Source organism: Enterobacter sp. MGH 24 (assembly GCF_000493015.1).
In the GTDB taxonomy this organism is placed as follows: Bacteria; Pseudomonadota; Gammaproteobacteria; order Enterobacterales; family Enterobacteriaceae; genus Enterobacter.
This window is the reverse complement of sequence record NZ_KI535657.1, coordinates 4,207,077-4,222,477: the sequence shown is the minus strand read 5'-3', so window position 1 is coordinate 4,222,477 and position 15,401 is coordinate 4,207,077. Positions and strand designations below refer to the sequence as shown.

14 protein-coding genes and 1 pseudogene are annotated in these 15,401 nt (G+C 53.8%); 10 read left to right on the top strand and 5 right to left on the bottom strand.

Annotated elements, in window-relative coordinates; translation table 11 throughout:
- Nucleotides 1-94: 94 nt before the first annotated feature.
- From rsmF to yebS, 3 genes are all read right to left on the bottom strand, one after another.
- Nucleotides 95-1,537 carry a 16S rRNA (cytosine(1407)-C(5))-methyltransferase RsmF gene (gene rsmF, locus L370_RS02265; RefSeq protein ID WP_032666627.1) on the bottom strand — a complete coding sequence of 481 codons (1,443 nt, stop codon included), beginning with the start codon at nucleotides 1,535-1,537 and terminating at the stop codon, nucleotides 95-97.
- A gap of 77 nt (nucleotides 1,538-1,614) precedes the next feature.
- Nucleotides 1,615-4,248 carry a PqiB family protein gene (locus L370_RS02270; RefSeq protein WP_023336087.1) on the bottom strand — a complete coding sequence of 878 codons (2,634 nt, stop codon included), beginning with the start codon at nucleotides 4,246-4,248 and terminating at the stop codon, nucleotides 1,615-1,617.
- Nucleotides 4,217-5,500, bottom strand: coding sequence for a membrane integrity lipid transport subunit YebS (gene yebS / locus L370_RS02275; RefSeq protein WP_023336086.1), 1,284 nt, complete (start codon nucleotides 5,498-5,500; stop codon nucleotides 4,217-4,219). Before yebS ends, L370_RS02270 begins: the two co-directional genes overlap by 32 nt.
- 132 nt (nucleotides 5,501-5,632) lie before the next feature.
- Here yebS and L370_RS02280 point away from each other — a divergent pair, with 132 nt between their 5' ends.
- From L370_RS02280 to htpX, 4 genes are all read left to right on the top strand, one after another.
- Nucleotides 5,633-6,130, top strand: a complete 498-nt coding sequence (locus tag L370_RS02280; protein ID WP_008500476.1) for a GAF domain-containing protein — start codon at nucleotides 5,633-5,635, stop codon at nucleotides 6,128-6,130.
- 96 nt (nucleotides 6,131-6,226) lie between these two features.
- Nucleotides 6,227-6,913, top strand: a complete 687-nt coding sequence (proQ, locus tag L370_RS02285; protein ID WP_023336085.1) for an RNA chaperone ProQ — start codon at nucleotides 6,227-6,229, stop codon at nucleotides 6,911-6,913.
- Between the two features lie 19 nt (nucleotides 6,914-6,932).
- Nucleotides 6,933-8,981, top strand: coding sequence for a carboxy terminal-processing peptidase (gene prc / locus L370_RS02290; RefSeq protein ID WP_023336084.1), 2,049 nt, complete (start codon nucleotides 6,933-6,935; stop codon nucleotides 8,979-8,981).
- 193 nt (nucleotides 8,982-9,174) lie between these two features.
- Nucleotides 9,175-10,056, top strand: coding sequence for a protease HtpX (gene htpX / locus L370_RS02295; RefSeq protein WP_014884290.1), 882 nt, complete (start codon nucleotides 9,175-9,177; stop codon nucleotides 10,054-10,056).
- Between the two features lie 50 nt (nucleotides 10,057-10,106).
- Here htpX and L370_RS02300 read toward each other — a convergent pair whose 3' ends face one another.
- Nucleotides 10,107-11,480, bottom strand: coding sequence for an MFS transporter (locus L370_RS02300; RefSeq protein ID WP_023336083.1), 1,374 nt, complete (start codon nucleotides 11,478-11,480; stop codon nucleotides 10,107-10,109).
- Between the two features lie 179 nt (nucleotides 11,481-11,659).
- On the opposite strand from L370_RS02300, the gene kdgR reads away from it, so the two are divergent.
- Nucleotides 11,660-12,451 carry a DNA-binding transcriptional regulator KdgR gene (gene kdgR / locus L370_RS02305; RefSeq protein ID WP_023336082.1) on the top strand — a complete coding sequence of 264 codons (792 nt, stop codon included), beginning with the start codon at nucleotides 11,660-11,662 and terminating at the stop codon, nucleotides 12,449-12,451.
- A 66-nt stretch (nucleotides 12,452-12,517) separates the two neighbouring features.
- Here the strand turns inward: kdgR and L370_RS02310 are convergent, their stop codons facing one another.
- Nucleotides 12,518-12,757, bottom strand: coding sequence for a YobH family protein (locus tag L370_RS02310; RefSeq protein WP_023336081.1), 240 nt, complete (start codon nucleotides 12,755-12,757; stop codon nucleotides 12,518-12,520).
- Between the two features lie 159 nt (nucleotides 12,758-12,916).
- On the opposite strand from L370_RS02310, the gene mgrB reads away from it, so the two are divergent.
- The 5 genes and pseudogenes from mgrB to cspE all read left to right on the top strand — a co-directional run bounded on the left by mgrB (nucleotide 12,917) and on the right by cspE (nucleotide 15,331).
- On the top strand, nucleotides 12,917-13,060 hold the full coding sequence (gene mgrB, locus L370_RS0122215) for a PhoP/PhoQ regulatory lipoprotein MgrB (RefSeq protein WP_006175995.1): 144 nt from the start codon (nucleotides 12,917-12,919) through the stop codon (nucleotides 13,058-13,060).
- A gap of 74 nt (nucleotides 13,061-13,134) precedes the next feature.
- Nucleotides 13,135-13,425: a YebO family protein gene (locus L370_RS02315; RefSeq protein WP_023336080.1), complete on the top strand. Its 291-nt coding sequence runs from the start codon at nucleotides 13,135-13,137 to the stop codon at nucleotides 13,423-13,425.
- Between the two features lie 23 nt (nucleotides 13,426-13,448).
- Nucleotides 13,449-14,438, top strand: coding sequence for an MBL fold metallo-hydrolase (locus L370_RS02320; RefSeq protein ID WP_023336079.1), 990 nt, complete (start codon nucleotides 13,449-13,451; stop codon nucleotides 14,436-14,438).
- Nucleotides 14,439-14,963: 525 nt separating this feature from the next.
- Nucleotides 14,964-15,108 (top strand): annotated as a pseudogene (locus tag L370_RS0122210) (DUF2627 domain-containing protein).
- Between the two features lie 13 nt (nucleotides 15,109-15,121).
- Entirely contained in the window at nucleotides 15,122-15,331 is a 210-nt protein-coding gene (cspE, locus tag L370_RS02325; protein ID WP_001062678.1) for a transcription antiterminator/RNA stability regulator CspE, read from the top strand.
- Nucleotides 15,332-15,401 lie beyond the last annotated feature (70 nt).

Genomic DNA, 15,401 nt, shown 5'->3' with positions numbered 1-15,401 from the left:
GGTCGGTTGTCAAAATCTGGTATGACCAGTGCGATCACCCATTTTTGATCGTAGACAAGGAGAGCAAAATCGCCAGTAAAAAAATGCGCTTTTTTCAGTCCGTGCGATCGTTACCGGTAAAGAGTCGGCCGTCCCGAACCAGCTCGCGCGGATAGCTGTTTTTCAGCCTTGAGCCGACCTTTTTTGCCAGTCCCAGCGGGTATCCCTGATACGTCACTATCATTTCATCACCTGATGGCGTGCTGTCCGGATAGACATCGCGACCACGGTACCACTCTTCGGCTTCCTGATGCGTCAGAGCAAAGGTATTCTCCCGTCCGGCAAGGGCGATAACGGCCTCATGCTGCCAGCGATAGCCTTTATTATGGGCTTCCGCCAGGCGGATCCCGATTCGCGAAAAACGGACCTTTCCGATGAGCGGCTCGATCTCAGCCGGGAAGAGCCATATCTCTTTATCACGCATCCAGAGACGCAGGCTCTCATCCCAGACTAGCCCAACCTTTTTGGCCGCGGCTTCAAGCTGTGCTGCATCGCGACCTTTAAGGGGAGCAAACGGGAAGTTGCCGACCTTGAATTTAGGTGCGGGCAGGGGAGCAACCGCCTGCGTTTTACGCAGACGGGCCACAAAGAACCCTTCGCAGTCGTAAATCTGCGGGAACACGTGGAGGAAACCCTCGGGGGTGACCGCCTCCTGTGCCGAGGCAAATAGATCGTTAAGCGGCAGGAATTTGACTGCGTCCGGGTAGTTCGCTTTCAGCCACAGACAGACGTCTTCGTTTTCATCGCGGTTTAGGGTGCACGTTGAATAGACCAGCGTGCCGCCAGGGCGCAAGGCGTGAAATGCGCTCTCGATCAGCTCTCGCTGCGTGGCGGCGATCTCAAGGTTGCTTTCCACGGACCAGTTTTTTAACGCATCGGGATCTTTACGCACCACCCCTTCACCGGAGCAGGGGGCGTCCAGCAGAATGGCATCAAAGGCTTCCGGTAGGGCGGCGCCAAACACGCGTCCGTCGAAGTGCGTCAGGGCGACGTTATGAATGCCGCAGCGGCTGATGTTGGCATGCAACACCTTCACGCGGCTGGCGGAAAACTCGTTGGCGAGGATTGCTCCCTGGTTACCCATCCTGGCGGCAATTTGCGTGGTTTTCGAGCCGGGCGCCGCGGCAACATCCATCACGCGCTCAGGCGCATTGCCATCGGCAAACAGGGCGGCAACCGGGAGCATTGAGCTCGCTTCCTGAATATAGAACAGACCGCTCAGATGTTCAGCGGTACTGCCCAGCGGCACGGCGTCTTCATCATCGCGTTCGATCCAGAACCCCTCCGCACACCACGGGACTGGCGTCAGCTGCCAGCCGTAAGGCGCGACCAGCGTCAGAAAATCTTCGACGCTGATTTTCAGCGTATTGACGCGAATACTCCGGCGCAGCGGGCGCTGGCAGGCGGCAATAAAATCGTCTAAAGACAGGTGAGAAGGAAGCGCCTCGCGCATCTGCGCCAGGAATTGTTCAGGAAGAAATACGGAGTTTTGAGCCACGGGCACACCACAGGGAAAAGTTCAGGTGCGCAGTGTAACATAAAGGCTCCGGTGCGTTGACACCGGAGCCTCTCGGATTAACGCGGCAGGGCGGTTCCCCATTCGCGCCACTCTTTCGGTTCGCTTTCGAGCAGCAGGAAGTGTTTACCCGGCTGCGCTTTTGGCGCCAGCGGCGTGCCCGGCGGCGTGGCAAACGCGATACCGCCGCGAATGAACTGGTTGAAGGTGCCGGTTTTCACCACGCCTCCCGTCAGGCCGAAGTCCAGCGAATAGCCGGATGCCAGCCAGAATACCGAGTTATTACGAACCAGATGCTGGTAGCGTTCGCTGATGCGTAACGCCACCATCACGCGGTCGGAGAGCGTACCGAGCGTCAGGCCCGTGACCGTACCCACCTCAATGCCGCGGAACAGGACCGGAGTACCGATGTTCAGCGAGCCCGCTTCCGGCACTTCCACCACGATACTCAGGCCGCCAAGGTAGCGCGAGTCGGTGATCGTGGCCTCCTGCAGCTCGAAATCACGACGGGCATTGCCCTGGCCTGGCTCAACGTTGATGTACGGCTGCAAAATGGTGTCGAGATGCTCAACGCCCGCGGCCGAGATCTGCGGTGTAACCACCGAGAAGCGCGAACCCATGCGGGCGAAGGTCTGCATATATTCCGGGTAAAGCACGGCGGTAGCCTGCACCTCGTTACGCGAGGTAATCAGCGTTAGCTTCTGGATCTGCCCGATATCAATTCCCAGGTAGCGGATTGGCATACCTTCCGCCAGCTTACCGGCATCAAACGCGTGCAGGGTAATCTGTCCTCCCACGGCGCGTGCGGCGGTTTCGGACGGGAAGAGAATACGCTTATCGCCTTTACGCAGATTCGCCCCCGCGCCGCTGAGGTTATCGAAGCTAATCGCCCCGCGCAGCGCGCGTGAGAGCGGGGAGGCCTGTACGGTCAGCCCGTTACCGTTAAGCTGAACTTTCGCGCCGCCTTCGGCCCAGAAGACGCTGTTTGGCGTCAGCAGCTTGCGATACTCCGGCTTGATATGCAGTTCGATATCAAACGCGTCCGCACGCGGGCGAACGGTGATCACTTCCCCGACTTCAAACTTGCGATACAGCACTACGGATCCCGCCTGTACGTCCGGCAGCGTCTCGGCGCTCAGCGTCAGCGTGGTGGTAGGCAGATCGCTCAGGCTGTTTTCAATCGCTTTCTCCAGGTTGGCATACAGCGGATAGCTGTCGCGCACGGGGCCTTTATCGCCGGGCAAAATACGGATACCGCCGTTAACCCATTCGCTGGCGCTGGCGCCGAGGAACTCCACGCCGTCCAGACCCACCTTCACGTCGACGCGACTGTTCACCACGAATTTACTGTCGCTATGCACCAGGTCGCTGTACTGCGGATCGATGGCGACCGAGAACGTCACGCCATCCGCAGAGAGCGTACGTTCCAGCACCTGTCCGACCTGCACACCGTGTAAAATTAACGGCTGTCCGGCTTCGATACCGTAGCTTTCTGGCGCCTTCAGCCTGACGGTTACCACGCCCGGTTTTTGCAGCAGGGCTTTATCTGCCGGAGCAATCACAAAGCTATTGCTGGGTTGTCCTTCACCGGGGATCAGCTCAAACGTATTGCCGGTCAACAGCGTGCTGAGGCTGGCATCGTTCAGAGAAAGCTTTGGACTGCGCATTTCGATGCGCGTTTTCTCGCGCAGGAGATCGACCACACTCGGATCGACCGTCATTTCGCCGGTAACCGAGCCACCCGGGTTGAGCGTCATTTTGGTGAGCTGGCCAACCTGCAACCCCTGATACATCAGCGGCGTCGAACCGGCTTTTAGCCCCTTAGCATCGGGCAGGGCGAGTTTGACGATCACGCCGCGCTGGCTGTGCGCCAGGTCAGCGTAGAGCCCGAACGTGTCATCAGCGGTGGCAGGGCTTGAGTTTTCAGGGGAATCAAAGGCAATGGCGCCATTCACCAGCGCGGCCAGACTCTCCAGCTTCACTTTTGCACCGCTCAGGCTGAGGTCTGCATCCACGCCGGAGACGTTCCAGAAGCGGCTGCCTTTTTTCACCAGGTTAGTGAAGCGACGCTCGATCAGAACATCAATGGTGACGCCCTGTTTATTCGGGTTGATCGCGTAATCGTACACGCGGCCAACCGGGATTTTACGGAAATAGACCAACGAACCGCTGTTCAGAGAGCCGAGATCCGGGGCCTGGAGATGGATCATCAAATCGCCGTTATTAAGACGATACTTTGGCTGGGTATCCAGGGCGACAAAATGATCCTGCGGCTCGCCTTTGCCCGGCATCATGCCAATATAGTTACCACCCACGAGCGCATCCAGCCCGGACACGCCGGCCAGAGAGGCTTTCGGCGTCACCAGCCAGAACTGCGTTTCGCTGCGCAGGGCATCCTGCATGTCAGATTTAATACTGACCCGCACCTGAATCTTGTTCAGCCCTTTTCCCAGGGAGATGTCCTGAACCGTACCCACTTCAACCCCCTGGAAGCGAACGGGCGTTCGCCCGGCGACGATGCCGTCGGCGGTCTGGAAATCAATGGTGACGGTACTCCCGCGATCTTCATAGCTCGTCCAGATAAGCCAGCCTGCAATCATCAGGGCGATGACGGGCAGCAACCAGAATGGCGAAATGCGGCGTTTTGTTTTAATTCTCGCTTCAGTCGGCGAAGCGGGGGTTTCCTGACTCATGTGCATCCCAAAGTAAGCGGCTATCCAGCCATTCCACAGCAAGAATAGTCAATATCACCGCAGAGCCGAAATAAAAAGCCGCGGGTCCCATTGTAAAAGCAAGTAGCTGATCGCGATTGATGAGCGACATCATCAGCGAAATCACAAACAGATCTAACATTGACCAGCGGCCAATCCAGGTAACAAATCGCAGAAGCAGAATACGGGTACGTAAGCCTTGTTCACACTTCAAATGAATGCTGATAAGCAGGGTAATCATCACCACCACTTTGGTAAAGGGAACCAGGATACTGGCAATAAAGACGATCGCCGCCACCCCGACGTTACTGTGTGCAAGGGAGATAATCCCGGAGAGGATAGTATCCTCCTGACGCCCGCCATTCACGTAAATGATAGATATCGGCAGCATATTGGCTGGGATCAGAAACACCAGGGAGGCGATGAGCGCGGCCCAGCATTTTTGCAGGCTATTGTTGCGCCGCAGCCTTAATGGAATATGGCACCTTGGGCAGCGGCCACGCGCGTCGGGCAACCCGGTATAGTGGCATCCCAGACAGACGCGGAGATTTTCATCAGGACGCGTGGCGGGACGCTGAGGGTAAAATCGCTCCCAGAGCTGTTCAACGTTCAGGTGGATCAGCGTCAGGATGCTCAGCAATACCAGGCAAATGAAAGCAAAGAGTCCGATGCCGGGCTGCAAAAAGGCATAGTCTTGTACCTTTATTGACGCAACGCCTACGCCCACCAGATAAATATCCAGCATCACCCACTCTTTGAGCTTATCCAGCATCAGCAGCACCGGGCGAAGGTTCATGCCAAGAATATTGCCAAACCAAAGATAGGCAATAGCGGCGACCAGCACCAGCGGCGCGCCAACGGTGCAGAACAGCACCATGGCAGCGGTGATGGGATCGCCCTGGCGGGTCATCTGCCAGATCCCCTGCAGCACGTTGGCGTCAATACGCACGCCAAGCAGGTAGAGTTTCAGCAGCGGTTCGCTCCAGGCGAAGGGCATCAGCAGCAGCATGGTGACGGCCATGGCGGCGAGGCGGGTTAACGACCAGTCGCGACCGTCACGAATTTTGGCATCGCAGCGGGGACAAAAGGCACTTTGGTGCGATTTCATCTTCGGCAACATAAAAAGCGTATCGCACTGGGGGCAACGCTGATAATGTGCACGTGGCAAAGCTTCGCTTACCGTATGGACAGTTATCTTTCTTGTCGGCGTAATTTTGGTTGTTTTTAAGGCCATCAGCTGCGCACAAATAAGTATTGTTGAAAGTTATAATAACTCATGAACGGATTCATCTTGAGCATGAGCGCATTTAATGCTTATTTTAATAGGCTATGCGGTAAATTTGTAAGACAACTAAGTGATTGAATAATGAACAAAACAGAATTCTACGCGGATCTGAACCGCGATTTTAAGGCATTGATGGCGGGTGAGACCAGCTTCTTAGCCACTCTGGCAAATACTAGCGCATTGCTGTTTGAACGTCTCTCTGACGTGAACTGGGCCGGCTTTTACCTTCTGGAAGGTGAAACGCTGGTGCTCGGCCCGTTCCAGGGCAAACTGGCCTGCGTGCGTATTCCGGTAGGGCGCGGCGTATGCGGTACGGCGGTGGCCGAGAATCAGGTCCAGCGCGTTGAAGATGTTCATGCGTTTGACGGGCACATTGCCTGTGATGCCGCCAGTAACTCTGAAATCGTTCTGCCGCTGGTGGTCAAAAATCAGATTATTGGCGTTCTGGATATCGACAGTACGGTCTTCAGTCGCTTTACAACCGAGGACGAACAGGGGCTGCGCGAGCTGGTGGCGAATCTGGAAAACGTACTCGCTGCAACCGATTATCAAAAATTCTTTGCGAGCGTCGCAGGATAATCAACGGATAACGTAGCATTTACTGATAGCGTCATTATAATGACGCCTGTTCATGCCTGCGCTTGTTGGCAACGTCCGTTGTAATCAGGAAATTTCATGGAAAATCAACCTAAGTTGAATAGCAGTAAAGAAGTTATCGCATTTCTGGCCGAGCGTTTCCCGCAGTGCTTCAGCGCGGAAGGTGAAGCTCGTCCCCTGAAAGTCGGTATTTTTCAGGATCTGGTGGCACGCGTTGAGGGGGAAATGAACCTCAGCAAAACTCAGCTGCGTTCCGCCTTACGTCTTTATACTTCGAGCTGGCGTTACCTGTACGGTATCAAAGCTGGCGCGACCCGCGTGGATCTCGACGGCAACCCGTGTGGTGAGCTGGACGAGCAGCATGTTGAGCACGCGCGCAAGCAGCTTGAAGAAGCCAAAGCACGCGTTCAGGCACAACGTGCAGAACAGCAGGCGAAAAAACGCGAAGCCGCAGCGGCAAACGGCCAGGAAGAAGCGCCTCGTCGTGAGCGTAAACCACGCCCTGCGCCGCGCCGTCACGATAATAACGATCGCAAACCGCGTGCAGACAAACCAGCAGCAAAAGCCCCGCGAGCCCCTCGTGAAGAGCCGCGCCATACCCCAGTTTCTGACATCAACGCCCTGAGCGTAGGTCAGGCGCTGAAGGTAAAAGCGGGTAACAATGCTATGGACGCCACCGTACTGGAAATCACCAAAGATGGCGTTCGTGTACAGCTGACTTCTGGTATGTCAATGATTGTACGCGCAGAACACTTGTTGTTCTGAAACGGAGGCCAAGCCTGGCATGAACACTTTTTTTAAGCTCACCGCGCTGGCGGGCCTGTTTGCCATAACAGGTCACGCTTTTGCAGTGGACGATATCACGCGTGTTGATCAAATTCCGGTACTCAAGGAAGAGACGCAGCATGCGACGGTGAGCGAGCGCGTGACCTCACGTTTTACCCGCTCGCACTATCGTCAGTTCGATCTCGATCAGGCCTTTTCGGCCAAAATCTTTGACCGCTATCTGAACTTGCTGGATTACAGCCATAACGTTTTGCTCGCCAGCGATGTCGAGCAGTTCGCTAAGCGCAAATCCGAGGTGGGTGATGAGTTGCGTTCAGGCAAGCTGGATCTGTTCTACGATCTCTATAACCTGTCGCAAAAGCGCCGTTTTGAACGCTATCAGTACGCGCTGAAAGTGCTGGAACGTCCGATGGACTTCACCGGCACTGACACCTTTAACCTGGATCGCAGTAAAGCACCCTGGCCGAAAGATGAAGCCGAGTTGAATGCGCTGTGGGACGGTAAAGTTAAATACGACGAACTGAGCCTCAAGCTGACCGGCAAAGACGAAAAAGAGATCCGTGACACGCTGACGCGTCGTTACAAATTCGCCATTCGTCGTCTGGCGCAGACCAACAGTGAGGATGTCTTCTCGCTGGCCATGACGGCCTTTGCTCACGAAATCGATCCGCACACCAACTATCTCTCTCCACGCAACACCGAACAGTTCAATACCGAGATGAGCCTGTCTCTGGAAGGTATCGGCGCGGTGCTGCAGATGGACGATGATTACACGGTGATCAATTCGATGGTCGCGGGTGGCCCTGCATCCAAAAGCAAAGCGATTAGCGTTGGCGATCGTATTGTGGGTGTAGGACAAACTGGCCAGAACATGGTCGACGTGATCGGCTGGCGTCTCGATGACGTGGTTGCGCTGATCAAAGGTCCGAAAGGCAGCAAGGTTCGTCTGGAAATTCTACCTGCCGGTAAAGGCACTAAAACCCGTATCGTTACCCTGACCCGCGAGCGTATCCGTCTGGAAGACCGCGCGGTGAAAATGTCGGTGAAAACCGTGGGTAAAGAGAAGGTCGGTGTCCTGGATATTCCTGGCTTCTACGTAGGGCTGACTGACGATGTGAAAGTTCAGCTGCAGAAGCTTGAGAAGCAGAACGTCAGCAGCATTATCATCGACCTGCGCAGTAACGGCGGCGGGGCGCTGACGGAAGCGGTTTCACTCTCTGGTTTGTTCATTCCATCGGGTCCTGTGGTTCAGGTGCGGGATAACAACGGCAAAGTGCGTGAAGATGCCGACAACGACGGGGTGGTCTACTATAAAGGCCCGCTGGTGGTCCTGGTTGACCGCTTCAGTGCTTCCGCGTCTGAAATCTTTGCCGCTGCAATGCAGGACTATGGCCGCGCGCTGATCGTCGGTGAGCCAACCTTCGGGAAAGGCACCGTACAGCAGTATCGCTCTCTGAATCGCATTTACGATCAGATGCTGCGTCCGGAATGGCCTGCACTGGGCTCGGTTCAGTACACCATTCAGAAATTCTACCGCGTGAACGGCGGCAGTACGCAGCGTAAGGGCGTAACGCCGGACATCATCATGCCGACAGGCACGGAAGAGACGGAAACCGGCGAGAAGTTTGAAGATAACGCGTTGCCGTGGGACAGCATCAATGCCGCGACCTACGTGAAAGCGGGTGATATGACGCAATTTGGTCCTGAACTGCTGAAAGCGCATAACGACCGCATCGCGAAAGATCCGGAGTTCCAGTACATCATGAAGGACATTGCCCGGTTCAATGCTCTGAAGGATAAGCGGAATATTGTTTCTCTGAACTACGCTCAGCGTGAGAAAGAGAACAACGAAGACGATGCAACCCGCCTGGCGCGTATCAACGATCGCTTCAAGCGAGAAGGTAAGCCTCTGCTCAAGAAACTGGACGATCTGCCAAAAGATTACCAGGAGCCGGATCCGTATCTGGACGAGACGGTGCATATCGCTCTTGACCTGGCGAATCAGGAAAAAGAGAAACCTGCCGTACAGCCCGCTCCGGCAAAATAATCTCCCAACAGGCACAAGAAATTGTGCCTGTTTCTTTTTGTTCTTCATCCTTCCGTCAGCCAGATTTCCAATTGTGTAAAGTTGTGTCTTTCTGGTGACTTACGCCCGCCGGATGCTTGAAAATAGCCGCAATACCCATACGATGTGGGTAATCGCATAGTGCGTTTTGTTAAACTGAGGTAAAAAGAAAATTATGATGCGAATCGCGCTCTTCCTGCTCACCAACCTGGCGGTCATGGTGGTTTTCGGGCTCGTGCTAAGCCTGACGGGAATTCAGTCGAGCAGCGTTCAGGGTCTGTTGATTATGGCGCTGCTGTTTGGTTTTGGTGGCTCGTTCATCTCCCTGCTGATGTCAAAGTGGATGGCGCTGAAATCGGTGGGTGGTGAGGTTATTGAACAGCCTCGTAACGATATGGAACAGTGGCTGATGAATACGGTGGCTCAGCAATCCCGCCAGGCCGGGATCGCCATGCCGCAGGTGGCGATTTATCATGCCCCGGACATCAACGCTTTCGCCACGGGCGCCCGTCGTGATGCGTCACTGGTTGCCGTCAGCACCGGGTTGCTGCAGAACATGAGCCGTGACGAAGCCGAAGCGGTTATTGCCCATGAAATCAGCCATATCGCCAACGGTGACATGGTGACCATGACCCTGATTCAGGGTGTGGTGAACACCTTCGTGATCTTCATCTCCCGTATTCTGGCGCAGATTGCGGCAGGCTTTATGGGCGGCAACCGAGACGAAGGTGAAGAGAGCAACGGCAACCCGCTGATCTACTTTGCCGTTTCGATGGTTCTGGAACTGGTATTCGGTATTCTGGCCAGCATCATCACCATGTGGTTCTCCCGCCACCGTGAATTCCACGCGGATGCTGGCTCGGCGAAACTGGTTGGTCGTGAGAAGATGATTGCTGCGCTGCAGCGTCTGAAAACCAGCTACGAGCCGCAGGAAGCGAACAGCATGATGGCCTTCTGCATTAACGGTAAATCCAAATCGCTGAGCGAGCTGTTTATGTCTCACCCGCCGCTGGATAAACGTATCGAAGCGCTGCGCAGTGGGGAATACCTGAAGTAACGCAAAGAACCTTAGTAAGCCGGGCAGGAGAACACTCCGCCCGGCTTTTTTTATGCCTGAGCTTTGGGCTGGGTCACCCGCAGGCCGCTGACGACCGCCGCGAGGGAGGCAAGGGCTCCCGCGGTGAGAAGCGCAACATGGTTGCCGTTTTGTCCGGCGAGGTTAAACATCAGGGCAACCAGTGCAGCACCGGTGCTTTGACCCAGAAGGCGCGCGGTCCCCAGCATGCCGCTGGCACCTCCGCTGCGATGACGCGGCGCGGAGGTGATGATGGTGTGGTTGTTAGGGGACTGGAACAGGCCAAAACCTGCGCCGCACAGAATCATGCGCCAGATGATGTCCAGATCGGTTGGCGATGACGGTAGCAGAGCCAGCGCAAATAGGCCTGTTGCCATCACCGCCAGCCCCAACGCTCCCAATAAACCGGCATGGACGCGTTCAATCAGATAGCCTGCCAACGGTGCCATTACCATTGTTGCCAGCGGCCAGGGGGTTAACAGCAGGCCAGTCTCCACTTCTGAACGGCCTATCACGCTCTGCAGAAAGAAGGGCAGAGAAACCAGGGCCAGCATCTGTGCGCAAAATGAGCAGACTGACGTGCACATGGAGAGGGAAAAGAGGGGAATACGCAGCAGATCGACCGGCAGTAAAGGCACCGGGAGAGTGAGCTGGCGGCGAACAAAGAAAAAGCCGATCGCCAGCAGGGCGATAATCTCCGCGCCGGTAAGCATCAGAGACTGCCCTTGTGCAAAGCCGCTCAGCGCCGTAATCAGCAGGCCAAAAGTCAGGGCATTCATCACCGCACTCGCCACGTCGAAGCGCGGCATAGTGCTTTTGGGACCGTTAGCGGGGAGAAAGCGCAGGGCGAAGAATATAGCGACGATACCGAGCGGCACGTTAATGGCGAACAGCCATTGCCATGACGCAACGGAAAGGATCGCTGCTGCAATGGTGGGTCCCGCGGCGGAAGAGACGGCGACAATAAACGAGTTTATCCCCATGCCGCGCCCCAGATGACGCTGCGGATAAATTAAGCGGATCAACGCCGTGTTTACGCTCATCAGTGCCGCGCCGCCAAAACCCTGCGCAATGCGGGCGAGCGTCAGGGTATGCAGTGAATCTGAAAGGGCGCATAACAAGGACGTGAAGGTGAAAACCACCAGACCGCACTGATACACGCGACGGTAACCGAACATATCGCCCAGGAAAGAGAACGAGAGCAGGGAAACCACAATCGCTATCTGATAGGCGTTAACAATCCATATTGAACTGGCGGGAGAGGCGTGCAGATCGCTGGCGATGGTTGGCAGAGCAACGTTCGCGATTGCGCCGTCAAGGACGGCCATTGAGATGCCGATAATGATGGTCGCTATAGCGCCATACCGCTGGGGTAACGGCAGGCCATCGGAAAGGGTCTTTTCCATTAGGATTTAAAAAGCTCAGCGTGAAATTATTCTCAGGGTAACTATTTTAGCATTGTTACAGCCGCGATATGTCGCAGATTTGTCACGAAGTAAACGCGGATTGATTGCAGGTGACATGACGGGAACTTATAATAAAAACCGGTTCTGATTTTTATAAAACACTCTCTATGAGGTGGTAAATGGCTATTGCGGATTTGGATAAACAGCCAGATTCTGTTTCTTCCGTGCTGAAGGTGTTTGGCATCTTACAGGCGCTGGGAGAAGAGCGTGAAATAGGTATTACAGAGTTGTCGCAGCGCGTGATGATGTCAAAAAGCACCGTTTATCGTTTTTTGCAAACCATGAAGTCGCTGGGCTACGTTGCCCAGGAAGGCGAATCTGAAAAATACTCTCTGACGCTGAAGTTGTTTGAGCTGGGTGCCCGCGCGCTACAAAATGTTGACCTGATCCGCAGCGCCGATATTCAGATGCGTGAAATCTCCCGACTGACCAAAGAGACCATCCATCTCGGTGCACTGGATGAGGACAGCATTGTTTACATCCATAAAATCGACTCCATGTACAATCTGCGCATGTATTCGCGCATTGGGCGTCGCAACCCCCTCTACAGTACCGCGATTGGTAAGGTTTTGCTGGCGTGGCGCGATCGTGAGGAAGTGAAGCAGATCCTCGAAGGCGTGGAATACAAGCAAAGTACTGCACGAACCATTACCAGCACTGACGCGCTGCTAACGGTGCTCGACCACGTTCGCGAGCAAGGGTATGGCGAAGATAACGAAGAGCAGGAAGAGGGGCTGCGCTGTATCGGCGTTCCGGTGTTTGACCGCTTTGGCGTCGTGATTGCGGGTTTAAGTATCTCCTTCCCAACCTTGCGCTTCTCCGAAGAGCGTCTGCATGAGTATGTAGCTATTCTGCACACTGCCGCACGCAAGATTTCTGAACAGATGGGCTATCACGACTACCCGTTCTAATCTCTGCTTGCATAAAAAACGCCGCAACAGATGCGGCGTTTTTGTCAGTGTCATTTACCCGGCTGATTAGCCATTATCAATCACGACGGATGTTTTACGCAGTACGGGGCAGTTCGTTAAACCAATAAACCCGCTGTCAGAATGCAGGTATTGCGCACTGCTCAATCCTTGTGCGGTTACATATTTACACTTAATGCCTAACCCAGCTGCGTTCTCGGTGCTTCCCACAAGCACACCATAACCCGTCAGCAGAAGGCCAATCCAGAGGATAGCCAGTGCAATAATTGTTCGAATGATTAAGCGCATCATTACCTCTTTTATCGTTGTTATCATAATGCTAGCGTAAACGGTTTACGCGATGAGACAAGTGCAGGATTCTGAAAAAGCGCGATGGAGGCACAGTTAGTCCTTGTTTAAGATAAGCGTGATAACCTCATTGCATCAGGTCTTTAGACGGAGTGTGGAGTGAAAAAAATACGCTGGGTAATTCTGATTATCGTGCTGATAGCGTGCGTGGTGTTATGGACGCAGACGATCAATGTGATGTGCGATCAGGATGTACAGTTTTTTAGCGGCGTTTGCGCAATCAATAAGTTTATTCCGTGGTAACACGCATTTTTTCTCAAGGTGATTTCCTTCCTTCGCGCCAGTGGTAAAATAGACGTTTTTATTGAGGTGGTGAAATGGGTGAGTTACTGAATTCAGGGCTGCTGAATATAGCATCCCTGATGATTTCTTTGGTTATTCTGCTTGTGGGACTGGTCATCTGGTTTTTCGTGAACCGCGCCAGTTCCCGTACTAACGAGCAGATCGAACTGCTGGAAGCGCTGCTCGATCAGCAAAAACGTCAGAATGCATTGCTACGCCGTTTGTGTGAGGCTAACGAACCGGAAGAGAAAGACGCGCCGAAAAACGCGGTCGCTGAAGATAACAAAGACGAAGAAGACTTTATCCGCCTGGTGGCTGAGCGTTAATCTTTTTGTCCTGGGAGGTGGCTGTGGTCTGGAAAAATCCCTGGTATGACCCCTCCCTGAAACATCACACCCCGAACGGTTTTCGTAATACCGCTCCTGTCGGACATCAACCGGGCGACCTTGACCGTTGGCGTAAAGCGCGTAAAGAGGCCGGTTTACCGAAGCCGCCCGCGCTGGGTTATGAAGACTTTATGCACCGGTGGTGGCAACCGGTTGAGCTTACGCAACCTCATGAAGATGGGGTGTGGTGGCTCGGACACGCGAGCGTGTTGCTGCAGCTGGACGGCAATATTCTCCTTACCGATCCGGTGTTTTCACGGCGCGCTTCTCCGCTCCCTTTCCTGGGTCCACAGCGTAGAACGCCTCCCGCGCTGTCAGTCGAACAACTTCATCAGCTTGATGCGGTCGTCATCTCCCATAATCATTACGATCATCTTGATGATGCGACCATTCGCCGTATCCTCAAACGCTTTCCCGACGTCAGTTTTTTTGTTCCGCTGGGGCTTGCCGACTGGTTTCGCCGTCGGGGAGCAAAACGCGTGGTTGAGCTCGACTGGTGGCAGAGCTTCACCTGGCAGGGGATGACGCTGACCGCCGTACCGGCACAGCACTGGAGTATGCGCACACCATGGAACCGCAATCGCTCATTGTGGTGCGGCTGGGTTATGGAGGGGCGACATCATCGTTTCTGGTTCAGCGGTGACACGGGGTATTCGCCCGAGCTGCTGTTGATACCTGAACGTCTGGGCCATATTGATGCTGCTGCGTTACCGATTGGTGCCTACGCCCCGCGATGGTTCATGGCTGTCCATCATATGGATCCGCAATCTGCGGTGGCATTGTGGCAGCAGTTGGGCTGTCCTCTGGCGTTTCCCATTCACTGGGGCGTGTTTGAACTGGCAGATGAAGCCCTGGATGAACCTGTGCGGGAGTTAACTGATGCGCTAGACAATTTAGCACCAGTTAATCATTCTTTCAGGATACTGAAAATTGGTGAATATTTATCCTTATAAACGAAGCGATAAAATCGTGCATATATTCTGTATGTAAACCCGTGCAGGAATGTTTTATTTTAATCGAAACGTTTTGCTTGCCTTCTTTTGATGCAGAGTCATAAAAATTTCATTATTTTGGTGCATAACACTGTTTATTAACTGGTGCATTTTAATACAGTTGGAGGCGGGTTATTAACGGTGTTTTTTCTCTGAAACAATTTGGTCGCGTTACAATGATTTAAGCATAAGTTTTCACAAATTGTTCTAACTCAATCAAGACGTAAGATTTCTTTAGCCGGTTGCTGGACGCTTCGTAATGAATGAGCTATGTTAAAAAAGTCTTAGATTACAGCGGTTGTGAAGGTAACGCTGGGTCTTTGTTACGCAGCAGAGCTGTCTGTACGTGATGCGCATAATTGTGCAAAACTTGACAGGCACTGTTCGAATTTGTGCGGCGGATCGAGACATGTTTAAAAATGGCTTGCCATATTAAACATAGTGTGTGATAACACGTTTTGGGTCAAACGAGGTACAGTTCTGTTTATGTGTGGCATTTTCAGTAAAGAAGTCCTGAGTAAACACGTTGTCGTTGAATACCGCTTCTCTGCCGAACCTTATATTAGTGCCTCATGCAGTAATGTCTCAGTTTTATCTCAGTTAATGCCTGCGGGCTAAGAAAACACTCTAAGGAATTTTGCAAAATGGCAAAGATTAAAGGTCAAGTTAAGTGGTTCAACGAGTCTAAAGGTTTTGGTTTCATTACTCCTGCTGACGGCAGCAAAGATGTGTTCGTACACTTCTCTGCAATCCAGGGTAACGGCTTCAAAACTCTGGCTGAAGGCCAGAACGTTGAGTTCGAAATTCAGGACGGCCAGAAAGGCCCAGCTGCAGTTAACGTAACTGCTATCTGATCGAACCGCTGCTGACTGAAGCGCTTAGCACTTCAATCTCAGACATAAAGCCTCGCATAACGCGGGGCTT

Coding starts and splice junctions, on each gene's coding strand:
- kdgR (WP_023336082.1), top strand. CDS start 11,660: ATGGCTATTGCGGATTTGGATAAACAGCCAGATTCTGTTTCTTCCGTG.
- prc (WP_023336084.1), top strand. CDS start 6,933: ATGAACACTTTTTTTAAGCTCACCGCGCTGGCGGGCCTGTTTGCCATA.
- htpX (WP_014884290.1), top strand. CDS start 9,175: ATGATGCGAATCGCGCTCTTCCTGCTCACCAACCTGGCGGTCATGGTG.
- L370_RS02270 (WP_023336087.1), bottom strand. CDS start 4,248: ATGAGTCAGGAAACCCCCGCTTCGCCGACTGAAGCGAGAATTAAAACA.
- L370_RS02280 (WP_008500476.1), top strand. CDS start 5,633: ATGAACAAAACAGAATTCTACGCGGATCTGAACCGCGATTTTAAGGCA.
- L370_RS02300 (WP_023336083.1), bottom strand. CDS start 11,480: ATGGAAAAGACCCTTTCCGATGGCCTGCCGTTACCCCAGCGGTATGGC.
- L370_RS02315 (WP_023336080.1), top strand. CDS start 13,135: ATGGGTGAGTTACTGAATTCAGGGCTGCTGAATATAGCATCCCTGATG.
- L370_RS02310 (WP_023336081.1), bottom strand. CDS start 12,757: ATGCGCTTAATCATTCGAACAATTATTGCACTGGCTATCCTCTGGATT.
- yebS (WP_023336086.1), bottom strand. CDS start 5,500: ATGGCCTTAAAAACAACCAAAATTACGCCGACAAGAAAGATAACTGTC.
- cspE (WP_001062678.1), top strand. CDS start 15,122: ATGGCAAAGATTAAAGGTCAAGTTAAGTGGTTCAACGAGTCTAAAGGT.
- proQ (WP_023336085.1), top strand. CDS start 6,227: ATGGAAAATCAACCTAAGTTGAATAGCAGTAAAGAAGTTATCGCATTT.